This is a genomic window from Psychrobacillus sp. FSL K6-4046 (genome assembly GCF_038624605.1).
Lineage (GTDB): Bacteria > Bacillota > Bacilli > Bacillales_A > Planococcaceae > Psychrobacillus.
This window is the reverse complement of sequence record NZ_CP152020.1, coordinates 933,044-946,993: the sequence shown is the minus strand read 5'-3', so window position 1 is coordinate 946,993 and position 13,950 is coordinate 933,044. Positions and strand designations below refer to the sequence as shown.

The 13,950-nt window shown below is 35.8% G+C and carries 15 protein-coding genes; 7 read left to right on the top strand and 8 right to left on the bottom strand.

Annotation, left to right across the window (positions count from 1 at the left end; translation table 11 throughout):
* Positions 1–256 precede the first annotated feature (256 nt).
* The 3 genes from pnuC to MKY09_RS04510 all read left to right on the top strand — a co-directional run bounded on the left by pnuC (position 257) and on the right by MKY09_RS04510 (position 2,042).
* Positions 257–979, top strand: coding sequence for a nicotinamide riboside transporter PnuC (gene pnuC, locus MKY09_RS04520; RefSeq protein ID WP_342567694.1), 723 nt, complete (start codon positions 257–259; stop codon positions 977–979).
* Positions 957–1,124 carry a hypothetical protein gene (locus tag MKY09_RS04515; protein ID WP_342567693.1) on the top strand — a complete coding sequence of 56 codons (168 nt, stop codon included), beginning with the start codon at positions 957–959 and terminating at the stop codon, positions 1,122–1,124. The genes pnuC and MKY09_RS04515 overlap by 23 nt, the downstream gene beginning before the upstream one ends.
* A 78-nt stretch (positions 1,125–1,202) precedes the next feature.
* Positions 1,203–2,042, top strand: a complete 840-nt coding sequence (locus MKY09_RS04510) for an AAA family ATPase (protein WP_342567692.1) — start codon at positions 1,203–1,205, stop codon at positions 2,040–2,042.
* 85 nt (positions 2,043–2,127) lie between these two features.
* On the opposite strand, the gene MKY09_RS04505 is transcribed toward MKY09_RS04510, so the two are convergent.
* A complete protein-coding gene (locus MKY09_RS04505) occupies positions 2,128–2,739 on the bottom strand; it encodes an ABC-2 transporter permease (protein ID WP_340882505.1) in 612 nt (203 codons plus the stop codon).
* A complete protein-coding gene (locus MKY09_RS04500) occupies positions 2,732–3,601 on the bottom strand; it encodes an ABC transporter ATP-binding protein (protein ID WP_342568213.1) in 870 nt (289 codons plus the stop codon). Before MKY09_RS04500 ends, MKY09_RS04505 begins: the two co-directional genes overlap by 8 nt.
* 525 nt (positions 3,602–4,126) lie before the next feature.
* Here MKY09_RS04500 and MKY09_RS04495 point away from each other — a divergent pair.
* Positions 4,127–5,503 carry an IS4 family transposase gene (locus tag MKY09_RS04495; protein ID WP_169358974.1) on the top strand — a complete coding sequence of 459 codons (1,377 nt, stop codon included), beginning with the start codon at positions 4,127–4,129 and terminating at the stop codon, positions 5,501–5,503.
* Positions 5,504–6,043: 540 nt separating this feature from the next.
* Here MKY09_RS04495 and MKY09_RS04490 read toward each other — a convergent pair.
* The 5 genes from MKY09_RS04490 to MKY09_RS04470 form a co-directional block, all read right to left on the bottom strand.
* Positions 6,044–6,919, bottom strand: a complete 876-nt coding sequence (locus MKY09_RS04490; RefSeq protein ID WP_298467144.1) for an ABC transporter ATP-binding protein — start codon at positions 6,917–6,919, stop codon at positions 6,044–6,046.
* Positions 6,920–6,924: 5 nt separating this feature from the next.
* Positions 6,925–7,296, bottom strand: coding sequence for a GntR family transcriptional regulator (locus MKY09_RS04485; RefSeq protein WP_298467147.1), 372 nt, complete (start codon positions 7,294–7,296; stop codon positions 6,925–6,927).
* 239 nt (positions 7,297–7,535) lie between these two features.
* Positions 7,536–7,787 carry a DUF3006 family protein gene (locus MKY09_RS04480; RefSeq protein ID WP_298467150.1) on the bottom strand — a complete coding sequence of 84 codons (252 nt, stop codon included), beginning with the start codon at positions 7,785–7,787 and terminating at the stop codon, positions 7,536–7,538.
* On the bottom strand, positions 7,774–9,579 hold the full coding sequence (locus tag MKY09_RS04475) for an MBL fold metallo-hydrolase (protein ID WP_342567691.1): 1,806 nt from the start codon (positions 9,577–9,579) through the stop codon (positions 7,774–7,776). The genes MKY09_RS04480 and MKY09_RS04475 overlap by 14 nt, the downstream gene beginning before the upstream one ends.
* 240 nt (positions 9,580–9,819) lie before the next feature.
* Positions 9,820–10,371 (bottom strand): excalibur calcium-binding domain-containing protein, encoded by a 552-nt coding sequence (locus MKY09_RS04470; RefSeq protein ID WP_169360265.1) that lies wholly within the window; start codon positions 10,369–10,371, stop codon positions 9,820–9,822.
* A 416-nt stretch (positions 10,372–10,787) separates the two neighbouring features.
* On the opposite strand from MKY09_RS04470, the gene MKY09_RS04465 reads away from it, so the two are divergent.
* Positions 10,788–11,288: a DUF1307 domain-containing protein gene (locus MKY09_RS04465; protein WP_342567690.1), complete on the top strand. Its 501-nt coding sequence runs from the start codon at positions 10,788–10,790 to the stop codon at positions 11,286–11,288.
* 181 nt (positions 11,289–11,469) lie between these two features.
* Here MKY09_RS04465 and MKY09_RS04460 read toward each other — a convergent pair whose 3' ends face one another.
* Complete coding sequence (locus MKY09_RS04460) at positions 11,470–12,462, bottom strand: lipoate--protein ligase (protein ID WP_251556839.1); 993 nt, start codon at positions 12,460–12,462, stop codon at positions 11,470–11,472.
* Positions 12,463–12,584: 122 nt separating this feature from the next.
* On the opposite strand from MKY09_RS04460, the gene yhfH reads away from it, so the two are divergent.
* Together yhfH and MKY09_RS04450 are read left to right on the top strand one after the other, a co-directional pair.
* Positions 12,585–12,710, top strand: a complete 126-nt coding sequence (gene yhfH, locus MKY09_RS04455) for a protein YhfH (protein WP_169360268.1) — start codon at positions 12,585–12,587, stop codon at positions 12,708–12,710.
* Between the two features lie 164 nt (positions 12,711–12,874).
* Positions 12,875–13,927, top strand: coding sequence for an LLM class flavin-dependent oxidoreductase (locus tag MKY09_RS04450; RefSeq protein WP_342567689.1), 1,053 nt, complete (start codon positions 12,875–12,877; stop codon positions 13,925–13,927).
* Positions 13,928–13,950 lie beyond the last annotated feature (23 nt).

Below are 13,950 nucleotides of genomic sequence, written 5' to 3'. Positions count from 1 at the left end.
TTTCTTTATTATTCTTCATACACCCAAAGAATTCATACCACAATCCTATTTTTTAAGCCTCTCCTATTGTGGTGGTGACATTTTAAAAATTTATTTTTCAAAGGATATTGTATTTATTCTCAGAATAATCTATTGTTTTATTGTTCGATACATTTTCTTATAAAGGAGGGTAATTTTTACTTATTTGCAAGAACCTCCTGAGGATTGTATGGAATTATTGTAGGGGAGAATAACATGATGAATAAAGGAGAGAGTGATGAGAATGTTCAAGGACTGGACTTTATTTGAAAAAGTTTGGTTGGGTGTATTTACGTTAGTTAATATTTATTTGTTTTTTGCTTGGAAGGATTCATTATTAGGTCTAATAAGCTCACTAACAGGTATGCTTTGTGTGGTATTGGTAGCAAAGGGGAAAATTAGTAATTATTATTTTGGTATTGTAAACACGTCTACTTATGCCTACATCACCTATACGTATGGATTATACGGGGAGTCTATGCTGAATGGACTGTTCTATTTTCCAATACAGTTTATCGGAATCTATTTATGGAGAAAAAACCTAACGAAAGTTCAGGCAATTGGCGAAGACGTCTCTGTAAAACGATTAGACAAAAAAGGATGGATGTATATAATTGTTATCTCTATTGTAGCGTCTATATCTTATGCCTACCTTTTAAATGCTATTGGTGGCCAACAGGTTCGATTAGATTCAGCTGCAGTTGTGTTATCTGTTCTAGCTCAAATATTGATGCTTAAACGTTATGCAGAGCAATGGGTGCTTTGGATCGCTGTCAATGGATTAACAATTGTCCTTTGGGTGATCACACTTACAAAAACGGGCGGAAATGACTGGTCAATGCTTGTTATGTGGTCGGCATTTTTAGTGAACTCTATTTACGGATATGTAAACTGGCTGAAAATGCACAGAGCGCAACATAATCTTGAAGGAGAAGCGTATGAACTACGGCCTTCCAATTAACGAGTATGATCCAAACTTAACATTTGGCTATTATGGAGGTAAGTTTCTACCTTTTCAAATGGGTCATCTCAGCTGTATTATAAAAGCTGCTTCGCTAGTAGATGTGTTGTTTGTAGTTGTAGGCTACGATGAAGCCTATGAGTAAGACCTGTGTCTAAACAGTAATTTTAAATGGGTGTCTCCTCGTCTAAGAGAGCGTTGGGTTACTAAAGCCACAAAAGATATGCCGAATGTTCGTGTGCTGTCTCACTATGAGCGTCGTTCAGACGGGTATATGACAGATCCATTAGTTAAGCAGGCCAATGAGGAATTGCTTCAAAAGCTTGGTGGAAAATTAGAATATGTGTTTAGTAGTGAAGCTGATTATGAAGATTATTTTAATATGTACTTTCCAGATAGTGAGCATATCCTTTTTGATAGACTGAGTACCCAATATCCTATCTCCGCAACAGAAATACGAGATAAAGGTGTCTATTCGTATTGGGAAATGCTACCTCCAGCTGTAAGGGAATCATACGTTAAAAGAATTTGCTTATGCGGAGTAGAGTCTACAGGCAAGTCAACGATGGCTAAGCTACTAGCTGCTCACTTTCAAACGAACCTTGTAGAAGAATACGGTAGAGCCTTCTACGATAACATCAATGGTTGTTTTGATATCGACATGCCGGAGGACTTCCATCAAATCGCTTTTGGACATAGCTATGCTATTTTGCAAGCAGTGCCTACAGCCAATAAAGTGCTCTTTATTGATACGGAGGAAACATACACCCAGTTTTTCCGAATAAAAAGTATCGGCGAAAAAAGCGCAGTTTTGAGCGAAATGATTAAGAGTCGAGTAAATCAAATAGATACTTACATTTACTTAGAACCTCATAATGAGTATGAAATGGATGGAACCAGACTTCCTGTCTCACAAAAACAGAGGTTACAGGACAATGAACAATTGAAAAGCTTATTTAATGAGTACGGTATTAGCCTTCACATAGTAGATGAGAATAACCGATCCCGTCGGTTAGAAAAGTGTATCACAATTGTATATGATTCTTTAAGACATGTTATTTAAACAAAATAAGCCTATATAGGAATGTCTCAGATTGGAGACATTCCTTTTTTAGTGAAGAACGTTTCTAAACTCCAATTTTCCAAACTTAAAATACCTTCCGCTGATATACAGATTGGCTAACCATCCAGGAAATTAGATAAATTATAATGCAGGTAGCTGCGCCACTAAGGTAAAGAGTTGTTGTCGACATGCTAGTTAGAAAATCTGTAATCGCAGTGAGATGTTTGGTCAGGAATTGAAAGACTGGCGGGATAACAACAGCTAAGAATAGAAATCCAACCATAACCACTGCACCTATATATCCGGGTTTTAAAATATAAAATAACGGAAAGGCTATTGCTGTGAAAATGAAGAATAATCCCATGGCGATAGATATATCCTTTATCAAAAAGTCATAACTAAATATATAAAAAATAATACTAGCTACTCCTATTGATACAATCATATATGCAATAGCGCCGATGTACTTTGCTGCCACAATCTCTTTTCTCGTATAAGGCAAAGAATTAAGAAGTATATTAGATTCTACTTGTTCATCGTAAATATATCCATTCAGTGGTATATACATGCTAGCCATCAGAAAAACAAAGGCTGGACTCATATGATCAGCAAATATTGCAAAGAACATAATAAACGGAATAAAAAGTAGTATCTGTGTTTTTTGAATAACTAAATCTTTTTTTATCAAATTATACATATTGCCCTATAGCTCCTTTCGTATAAAACATAATATCCTCCAAGGTAGCTTCTTCAATAACCACTTGAGCTCCTAATAATCTTTTTACTTCTTCTGCATTATTTGTTATTGCTTGAAATTCTGTCGAAGAACGTTCCATACTGATAAAACATTTTTCAATGTCTTGGTTGATTAGATTTGCACTTCCTTTTACTAATGCATAACGCTCCTGTATATTTCTTATCGACTCGTTGAAAAGAATCTTTCCTTTATGAATGAAAGTAATATTATCTGCGATTCTTTCTAAATCACTGGTTATATGGGTGGAGAAGAAGATAGTCCGCCTTCCATCTACCATCATATCTTTTAAAATATCCAGCAATTCTCTTCGAAAAACGGGATCTAAACCAGCTGTCGGCTCATCCATCATTATAAATTCAGCTTCATGAGATAGGGCTATTGCTAAAGAAGTTTTCATCAGCATTCCTTTGGAAAAGGTTTTAATAGCTTTGTTTAATGGGAGTTCAAACTTTCTAACATAATCATTAAATTGACTGTCACTCCAATTTTGATAAGCTGGGCCAATTATTTTACGGATATCTTTTAGATTCAAACTCTCGTAAAATACATTACTATCATAAACAAATCCTATGCGCTCTTTAATTTCCTTTTCATGATCGGCATAATCCTTACCAAATATTTTTATATTACCTGTATCTGGTTGTAAAAGATTCATTATTAGCTTCATGGTGGATGATTTCCCTGCCCCGTTCGCCCCTACAAATCCTGTTATTTTCCCTTGTTTAACATGTAAATTCATATTCTCTAAGGAGAAATCTTTAAAATATTTGCTGACATTTTTAAACTCTACTAAATTTTCTATTTTCCTCACCCCTTATTAAAATTAAAATGCGTGCTATCAAACTTTTCTTTGACACGATTTTTATTGCTCCTTAACTCATCCCTCTGGAGTCACCTCCTATCGCAATCAGCAGATAGAAATGTACATGTTTAAATGTTAAAAAGCTATTTATGAAATTAACTGAGCTAGAACCCCCTCCTGACATAGATAAAGCAAAAGAGTATATGTGATATATACACACTATATACTATATTAACGGTATGCACAATATTAAAATCTGATTTTTGTAAAAAAAAAGCTATGTGAAAGGGTAGGGTTTGGGATGATTTATGATGCAAAGAAATCTTAGATCAGAGAGTAGAATTGATTGTTCGCACCAGCCGGACGCTTTCCTCGGGGTGAGCGATAAGCCATCACCCATCGCTTACGCGCGTGGTTGTGATGTCTTATCTGTCTCACTCATCCCGTAGCATAGCTATCAAGTTAAGAAGTTTATAAAAACCCTCGAGGTTGGTATAGAAAACTAACCAACAGGAGGTGCTTCATATGAAAAGAACTGATTTAGACGAATGGAAACTCTTAATGGAACAATTGTATAAACTGTTTTCCCCGGATATGTTGGATAGTTGGGCCAAAGAATCAGGATGGATCAAACGAAAACGAAAGCTTGATGCGTATTCATTTCTCCACATTCTTCTTTATCATTGTGGAAACCTGGCTGGCAGTTCACTACGCGAGCTAAGCCTATCATTAGAAGAAACCTGCCATATTTCTATGACTCCAGAGGCAATAAACCAACGTTTAAATAAAGAATTAATTGTATTCCTAAAAAAGTGTTTGGAACATTTTATACAAATGAAGTTAAATTATCAGTTGCCGATCAGTGACGAGCTACAAAAATTTTGTGAGAGGATCCGTATAATAGATGCGACCATCCATTCCCTTCCTTCGGATTTGAAGGAGACTTTTCCTGGCGTCTATCGAGCCGAATTAAAATGCCAGCTGGAGTATGAATTCCTGACAGGACAGTTCTTGTTGGCTGACTGGAGGAACGGAAAAGAAAACGATTCCCTATACGGAAAGTATCGATTAGAGACGGTCTCACCTGGCGATTTGTTTATACAGGACTTGGGTTATTTTCATCTACCTACATTCAAAAAAATCGATGAGACAGGGGGCTATTTCGTCTCTAGAGTTCGACCAGATTGTTCTATCTATACAGGGAATCCAAACCCTCGATACCATGCCGATGGCAGGGTCGTCAAATCCTCTTTTTATCAGAAGGAATCTTTGGCAGAGCATCTGGAACAAATGGAGCGTGGCTCCATAAGGGAATGGGAGGAAGTCTTTGTCGGGTATGACTATAAATTCCCTACCCGTTTGATTTTGTATCGGCATACGGAGGAACAAGATAAAAGTGGTCAGTATAAACGTAAACATTCACGTTACCAAACAAAAGAACACGTAAGGGCGCTAGATGGGGCTACGATTATTATGACAAACCTTCCGGATATCATCCCAGCTGAGAAAGTGATGGACCTTTACCGATTGCGCTGGCAGATCGAGTTATTGTTTAAGGGATGGAAATCCAATTTCCCGACCACCTTTTATAAACAGATAAAGGAAGAACGTGTGCTATGTCATTTTTTCGCCCATTTATTATTGTTTCTAATCACAGCTACAACAACGTATCAGGCACGCTTATTCTTGCTAGAGCAATCTAGAATAGAGATAAGCATTCAAAAGGGTATCTCAGTTGCCCTACGCTTTATTCGCTTGATGTTTGAAAGCATAAAAAAATACACCAAGCTTACCAATGGGGTCCTGAAAAGGTTTCATGATGCTCTTTGTAAACATGCATTGAAAACAAAAGGGCCACCTGAAAAGGATCCATTGATTATACTCGGTGTAAACTATAGTTAGTATTCTATGCCCTGTATAGAAAGAAATTAAACTTACATTTTTTGGTTAAACTAAAAAGTGTTAATTTCATATGGTCTAATTTTCAAAAATACCAGTTCATATGAGAGTGAATGACGTAAATTTTTCTTAACTTGATAGCTATGTCATCCCGTAGGAGTCGCCGTCTGGCGCTCCAATCAATAAATGGGAACAGCTTTAGGATCGATAAAGCGCTAATCAATTTACTCGCATAAGCAAAGTTGAAAAACTGTCACCACCCCCAATTTCATCATCTATTTATGTTCTTAATAGCGATTTGAATGTTCCTTTTATATTTACAGTCGCTATAAAAAGAGTTGTTAGTAAAAATCAACCAATAACTTTAACAAAGCTAAAAAAAGACCTTAATATATTATTAAAGTCTTTAAAACATTATCTTTTAAACTCATTTTCATATTTCCTATTTTTACAGAAGAACACGAACGTTAAAAAGAAAATTATATGCATTTAGAATTGGTTTATGTTCATATCTCGGACGCTTTTTCGCGGTCATTTATAAATTTAACTATTTACCTTGCTTCTTTGGGCAGATTTCATATAATACATAATTTCATCTAAAGAGGCTTTCTCTATCACGACATGATCCTCAAAGACTTTTTGTACTTCTTCTGCATCTTTTGACAAAGCTTGAAATACCCCTTGAGAACGTTCTATGTCAATGAAATGTGCTTCTGTATCTCGGTCTAGTAAATCCGTGCTTCCTTTTACAACGACATATCGTTCCTGTAACTCATCTATGCGTTGGTTAAGAAGAATTTTCCCTTTATCAACTAATACAATATAATCAGCAAAACGTTCTAAATCGCTTGTCGTATGCGTTGAAAAAAATATACTCCTACCCTCATTTACCATAATTCCTTGAAAAATGTCTAGCAACTCTCTGCGAAACGTAGGATCTAATCCTGATGTCGGCTCATCCATAATAATTAATTCAGCATGATGAGATAAGGCAATAGCTATAGAAGCTTTCATTTTCATACCTTTAGAAAAATTTTTAAGAGATTTATTTAGAGGTAACTCAAATTGATTAACATACTGATTAAATTGTTGATCATCCCATGCTTTATAAGCGGGAGCAACTATTTTACTAATTTCTTTTAAATTCAGGGATTGATAAAATATATTGCTGTCGTATACGAAGCCTATACGGTTTTTAATTTCTTTCTCATGGCTGGCATAATTTTGTCCAAATACACTTACCTTTCCCTTATCCGGCTGTAAAAGATTCATCATTAACTTGATCATCGTCGATTTACCAGATCCATTCGGACCAATAAATCCTGTTGTGTATCCTTCTTTTATCTGTAAATCTACATTGTCGATAGTTAATGTCTCAAATTTTTTAGAAACCCCCTGGAACTCTATTACATTTCCCATTCCTCTCACTCCTCGTACAGCAGCTTTAATAAATCTTGTAATTCTTCATAAGATAACCCTGATTCTTTACTGTTGGAGATAACCGCACTTAATTGTTCTTCAATTACACGTAATTTTTTCTCTCGAATAACATCTAAATTTTGCTCCGCTATAAATGAACCTTTTCCAACAATTAAATATATGAAGCCTGCCTTTTCTAATTCTTCATATGCTCGTTTTGTAGTAATCACACTGACTCTTAAATCTTTGGCCAATTGTCTAATGGAAGGTAAAGCGGTTCCTTCCTTTAACTCACCTGACAAGATTTTAGTCTGAATTTGTTTGAAAATCTGTTCATAAATCGGTTCCTTTGAACTGTTAGATATAATGATTTGCATGCAGATACCTCCTTTACATCCATGTGTGTATCTATCGTAAACCCCTCGAAAATATTTTCGAAATATAGTTAAAATAAATTTTTATCTTTATCAATTAACTTAATATATTCATCAGTCCATACCTCTTTATATATTATATATATTCACTATATACTATACAACTACCGATTTCTTTAGCCCAGTCACTTAACGTCTAGCATTATAAAAAATCCCACTCCAAATTGGAATGGGATTTCATTTTATTTATTTCTATTTATTAGATCTTCTAATAATGCACTAATTTCCTTGCGTCTTGCTAGTGTCTCTTCCTTTAAAACTTCCAGCTGATATCCTTCATCCGTTGTTGTGATATTCACAATTTCTCCTTCGTTTAAAGTAATATCAAAAGTCGAAATTGGTAGTATCAATTGTTGCAATTCTTCTGGTGCTTCTAAAAAAACATACATACCTTCTTCAATACGATCAAGTGTATATTTTTTACTTAAGCTCACTTACCTTCACTCCCTGAGGATTTAATAGTTGTGCAGGGTCTCCTGAATTGTTCCAAACTTGAGCTCCTGATATTTTAATATATCCAGTACCAGTTTTTCCTTTAGATCCACTTGTTAAGGTTACTTTTTGGTTGGCTTTCAGAGAGTATGTTGGTAAAGTAAAACGCTGATTGCCTTCTACTGACACTATAACCCAATTTTTAAGATTAACCGTTGTGGTACCTGTATTCTCCAATACTACTTCTTCAGTTTGTAAGTTCTTACTTTTAATTACAACTTTTCCGTTAGACACGGGAGTAGTTGGTTTAACGGCTCCAGTTCCTGTTGTTGTTCCTGATCCAGTTGATGTCCCTGACCCTGTCGTTGTTCCTGTTGCTGTATATGTTTTACCTCCAACTGAATATGTTGTTCCGTTTGTTGTTACTGTTATTGTACCTGAAATAGCAGTATGGTATATTTTTGAACCAGATGAGGTTAAACGATTTACTATTGTTTTATTAGGATGACCATATGAATTACTTTCCCCATAAGAAAGAATGGTAACTGCTGGCTTCACAGCATTAATAAACGCAGCAGAGCTACTCGTATCTGAGCCGTGATGACCAGCTTTTAAAATTGTAGATTTTACATTATACTTGCTCATCATTTCTGATTCTATTCCTGTATCTGCATCACCTGTTAAAAGGAACGAAACTTGATTGTAAATTAGCTTTAAAACGATAGATGCGTCATTATTGTCACTTGCTTTTGCGTTTGCATGAAGTACATTAAATATCAAACCATCAAAAGAAATTACTTCACCTTTTGTCGCAGGTTTAAAAATAATGGACTTATCATTAGTTATTAACTGTATCATTTCTTTATACGTATTAGAAGTATGTGCTTTACCGCTATCTAAAAACGTGCCAATTTTAATATCAGATTTTAAAACCGATATTAGTCCACCTATATGATCTTCATCGGGGTGTGTAGCTACCACATAATCTAACTTTGATATACCTTGGGACTTGAGGAATTTCAGAACTGGATCATCTTTTGACTTTCCGCCACCGTCAATCAGCATACTTTTCCCGTTTGGTGACTGAATTAATATTGAATCTCCTTGACCGACATCAATGAAATGTACCTTCATTTCTTTGGCAGATAAAGCCTCTAATTGAGCTAGCTTTGATTTAGATGGTGTTTCATACTTAACTTTTGTGCTTTTTTGTATATAGCTTCCGCCACCTACACCATATAAGCCACCTTGCTCGCTCTTATATGTATACACACGGAATTCTTCGCCCTTTTTCAAATTACGTACGGTTGATAGTGAACCATTCTCTAACTTAACTAATCGTGTGTCCCCTAATATCGTAACCTTACCTATTTGTCCTTTTTTCAGCTCTGTTTTTCCCCACATAACTTTTGTTGCATTGCTTTGGGAAGTAGTTTGCTGTTCTAGTAATGCTAACTTACTTTTTGATGGTGTTTCATATTTCACTTTAGAAGTATCTTTTTGTATAAAGCTTCCGCCGCCTACACCGTAGAGACCGCTATGTTCGCTTTTATAACTATAGACACGGAACTCTTCACCTTTTGTTAATTTACGTACTTCTTTTAAAGTACCGTTTTCCATTTTTACGAGTTTCGTCTCTTTTAATATAGTAACCTTACCTATTTGTCCTAGCTTAAGCTCTGTTTTCCCCCACATAACTGGAGCGGCCTCAGCAGTTAATTGATTAGAGAAACCTAGACCTACAAATAAAAGTAATACTATAAATATTTTCATAAACTTATTAAACAAAATCATCAACTTCCTTCCATATATTATTATCCTACAAAAATAATAAAAATATGTCGATGGAAGTTTATTGAAACATGAAAAGTGAGGAGGCAGTTCCTCAGTCACCGCAGCTTTTAACCATTTGACCTCGAGGGGCAAGGCGGTGGAGCTAGACATTAATTTATCCACAGGTTTTAGAATTTTATAATTCTAAACAACAAAAAAATGGTATTCCCTTAGGAAACACCATTAAATTTAGTACTCATATTATCTTTCACATGCCCAGTTATCCTTATCTCTGTCATGCTTTGACGCATAAGCAGGATGCCCTTTTTTTACTCCTTGTGGATATACCTTGTTTAACTCCTTACAGTTTTGAAATTTTGTAGGAGCACCGGGTACAACCTCTATACCATTACCGTTTTCTGATTTTGCAGGTTTTGTCGGGACAGAAGTCTTCGGCGGATTCTCTAAAAGAGCTAATTTTGATTTGGAAGGAGTTTCGTATAGGACATTATTGTTTTTTTGAATATAAGATCCCCCACCAACCCCATATAATCCATTGTGTGTACTTTTATAGCTATATACACGATATTCATCGCCTTGATTCAGCTTTCTTATTGTTTGAAGGGATCCGTCCTCCCCTATCTTCACTAAAGTAGAATCTTTTACTATAGTCGCTTTACCAATTTGACCTAGCTTCAGTTCTGTTTTCCCCCACATGACTATACTTGCAGCTTCCATGCTTGTCCCATTCACAAAAACAAAACTAAACATCAATATCATTGCTATTAACAGCTTCTCTGACTTCTTTTTCATTTCCTCACTCCTACTACAATTACTTTTCTTATATATTTTACCACTTTATGTTTAATAAATGGTAAAAACGGGTAAAAGTTTCATTAGCGAAAAGATTTCATCAAAATGACAGTTATTACCCCTTGTACAATACAAACGTCACTTTGAAAACTTATATGTTATTCAGCAAAATTAAGATCCTCTTTATTTACATAAAAAAGATCATTCATGTATTTATTCCATATTAATAGTACCGATTTGTCGAAGTTATGAAAATACGTGACTTATACAGGGGCTTTTTGTTTTGAAATCATTTTGCTAATAAATTAGTAGAAAGGGTTGATTTTTATTTAATGACCTATTGCTGAGTTTAGGAGGTTGGAGTTGTATGTTGTATATAGAGGAAACCTCTCATCAAAATGTGAAGGTTTAATGTAATGCACCTATACGACTATATTAAAATAACAAATGACAAGGAGTTTAATAATAAAAAATTAATCGGATTTATTACGTTAGTAGTTTTGGCTGTATTTCTGACAGCATGTGGTGAAGATGAAACAACTAGAACGTTTGAGGCTGAGCAGAATGGCATTGCAACAACGTTAGAGTACACGGCTAAAGGTGATAAAGTTACAAAGCAAACAACAGAAAATGTTATCGAGTATGAACTAGCTGGTATTGAATCGAAAGAACAGGCGAAAGAACTTTTTGAGCCTATGACCGAACAATTCCAAAACATTGATGGAATAACACATAAACTTGAGTATGATGATACCAAGGCAATCGAATCCTTAGTAATAGATTATGAGGCTGTCGACTTTGATGAAATTATGGACCTGCCAGGTATGACCTTTAGCGAAGACCCTAAAAAAAATGGAATTAGTATGGAAAAATCAGCTGATATGCTAGTTAGTCAAGGCTTTAAGGAAGTAAAATAATGAATGATGAACGCATTTGGATCCTCCAGGTGCGTTTTTTTATCTTACTTATTTCAGATATAAAAAAAGTAAAAGGTATCATCGAAGTCCTCCCTAAACGGGTCTTTGATGTGCCTTTTAAACAAAAAAAAACAGCCCATTTAGATATGGACTGTTTACTCGGTACTATTCGAACAATTAATCAGTACATTAGCTGGATCAATTCCTCTTTCGTTATCCCACCAAAGTATTTTGGTACGTCTACTGATTCTAGAGCTTGTTCAATGGCTTCCTTGCTATAATTTTTGCCTACAAGCAGCACTTCAACCTCTTCCACTTCTCCTACTCCAAAGAAGTCTCCGAAAAATTTAACCTCTTCTATTACTCCCTTGTTCACTTCCAGACGAACGTCTACACTGCCCGTAGGGAATCGGTGGGAATGCTGGATATTAGATTTAGGCGATTTTCCATAGTTCCACTCCCATTTCTGATAACGCTCTTCAGATAGCTTGTGGATATTAGCCCAGTCTTCCTCCGTTAGTTCCCAATATTGAACCTTGTCTTCCCCTCCAAAAATAGAAGAAAGTATCGCTAAGCGGAATTCCTCTATCGTCATCGGCTTGTCCAGTAGATCTACTATATTTGTAACACGACTACGAATGGATTTGATTCCTTTTGACTCAATTTTGTCTTTTTTAACTTTTAATGCAGAAACAACGGCATCGATTTCAGTATCGAACATTAGTGTACCGTGACTGAACATTCTTCCACGAGTGGAGAACTGAGCATTACCAGAGATTTTTTTTCCTCCAGCTAATATATCATTTCTTCCAGATAGCTCTGCGTCTACCCCCATTTTCTGTAGTGCGTCTACAACTGGTTGGGTAAACTTTTTAAAGTTACGGAAGCTATCTCCATCGTCCTTCGTCAAGAAGCTGAAATTTAAATTACCAAGATCGTGATAAACTGCTCCTCCACCAGAAAGGCGACGTACTGGGATAATACCGTTTTGCTCTACAAAATCTGTATTAATTTCTTCAATTGTGTTTTGATTTCTCCCTATAATGATTGATGGCTGATTTATGTAAAACAGAAGAAATGAATCCTTCTCTACATCCATAGTATTGAGAGCATATTCTTCAATAGCTAAGTTAATGCGTGGATCCGTAATTCCTTTATTATCAATAAAAAACATGGGTATCACTCCTTTATTCCTATTTTAGCAAAAATCTATAGAAAGTGTTGACAAAACATTCTGTGTTATATTACAATGAATTCAATCGAAACAGTTATATAACAGATGGAGGTGGAATATATATGTTAGAAAACGTATTAGAATTTTTCCGTAACCTGCCCAAAAAGAAATGCGTAACATGCGGCGAACCAATTGAAGAGCAACATGAATGCTATGGGAACCACTGTGATAAATGCAACAACCTATAATTATTTAAAATTACCAGCTAGAAGCTCCCCTTCCTAGCTGGTTTTTTTGCGTATATGGATGAATGAGTTTAACCATAAATCATTTATTGTTACTAACCAAGTATTATGATAGGATTAGTAATAATAATTTTCAGAATTAATAAAATAAAAAGGGAGGATTCATAATGAAGTTTGGATTTTGGTTGCCTGTATTCGGTGGATGGTTACGAAATGTAACAGATGAGGATATGCCTGCAACGTTTGAATATGTAAAAGAGCTAGCACAAAATGCGGAAGACTGGGGTTATGATTTAACCTTAATAGCGGAATTAAATCTTAATGATATTAAAGGATTGGAGAGTCCCTCTTTAGATGCATGGTCAACTGCTGCGGCTATCGCAGCTGTAACGAAACGCATAGAAATTTTAACTGCGATTCGACCTGGCTTCCATAATCCTGCGTTAACGGCAAAAGCAGCAGCAAATATAGATCACATCAGCAACGGACGTTTTTCTCTCAATGTTGTATCTGCATGGTGGGAAGGGGAAGCAAGACAATATGGAGGTATCTTCACAGCACATGATGAACGATATGCACGGACAGAGGAGTTTATCCACATCTTAAAAGGATTATGGAAAGAAACACCTTTTACTTATACTGGCCAGTTCTATCAATATGAAAACACCTACTTGTCTCCGAAGCCAATTAACCAGCATATCCCCCTATATGCTGGTGGAGAAAGTGAAGCTGGGAAGCAAACAATTGCTAAAACTTGTGACTCCTATGTTATGCATGGCGGCACAGTCGAGGAAATTGCTGAAAAAATTAATGATATGAAAAATAGACGCCAATCGCTTGGGGAAAAACCATTAGAAACGTTTGGGATGTCTGCCTATATCATTTGTCGAGATACCGAGGAGGAAGTTCAACAAGAACTTGCTCGCATTACGGAAGTGAAAGAAGGTTCTCCTGGTTATGAGGGCTACAAGGATTTTGTTAGCAAATCTCATCTTAACGTGGAGGTGCAGCTTAAGGATTATTCCGTTTCCAACCGAGGATTACGGCCAGACTTAATAGGCACACCGGAACAACTTGCTAAAAAAATTATTTCGTTTGAGGAAGCTGGAGTAAATCTGTTAATCCTTCAGTTTTCCCCTCAGCACACGGAAATGAAGCGGTTTGCAGAGCAAGTGATGCCTCTAGTAGAAAAATTGAAAAAGGAAAAACAGGAAGTCTAACGGAACAATATGTACAAAATAAA

Coding starts and splice junctions, on each gene's coding strand:
- pnuC (WP_342567694.1), top strand. CDS start 257: ATGAGAATGTTCAAGGACTGGACTTTATTTGAAAAAGTTTGGTTGGGT.
- MKY09_RS04515 (WP_342567693.1), top strand. CDS start 957: ATGAACTACGGCCTTCCAATTAACGAGTATGATCCAAACTTAACATTT.
- MKY09_RS04510 (WP_342567692.1), top strand. CDS start 1,203: ATGCCGAATGTTCGTGTGCTGTCTCACTATGAGCGTCGTTCAGACGGG.
- MKY09_RS04505 (WP_340882505.1), bottom strand. CDS start 2,739: ATGTATAATTTGATAAAAAAAGATTTAGTTATTCAAAAAACACAGATA.
- MKY09_RS04495 (WP_169358974.1), top strand. CDS start 4,127: ATGAAAAGAACTGATTTAGACGAATGGAAACTCTTAATGGAACAATTG.
- MKY09_RS04490 (WP_298467144.1), bottom strand. CDS start 6,919: ATGGGAAATGTAATAGAGTTCCAGGGGGTTTCTAAAAAATTTGAGACA.
- MKY09_RS04485 (WP_298467147.1), bottom strand. CDS start 7,296: ATGCAAATCATTATATCTAACAGTTCAAAGGAACCGATTTATGAACAG.
- MKY09_RS04475 (WP_342567691.1), bottom strand. CDS start 9,579: ATGATTTTGTTTAATAAGTTTATGAAAATATTTATAGTATTACTTTTA.
- MKY09_RS04470 (WP_169360265.1), bottom strand. CDS start 10,371: ATGAAAAAGAAGTCAGAGAAGCTGTTAATAGCAATGATATTGATGTTT.
- MKY09_RS04465 (WP_342567690.1), top strand. CDS start 10,788: ATGCACCTATACGACTATATTAAAATAACAAATGACAAGGAGTTTAAT.
- MKY09_RS04460 (WP_251556839.1), bottom strand. CDS start 12,462: ATGTTTTTTATTGATAATAAAGGAATTACGGATCCACGCATTAACTTA.
- yhfH (WP_169360268.1), top strand. CDS start 12,585: ATGTTAGAAAACGTATTAGAATTTTTCCGTAACCTGCCCAAAAAGAAA.
- MKY09_RS04450 (WP_342567689.1), top strand. CDS start 12,875: ATGAAGTTTGGATTTTGGTTGCCTGTATTCGGTGGATGGTTACGAAAT.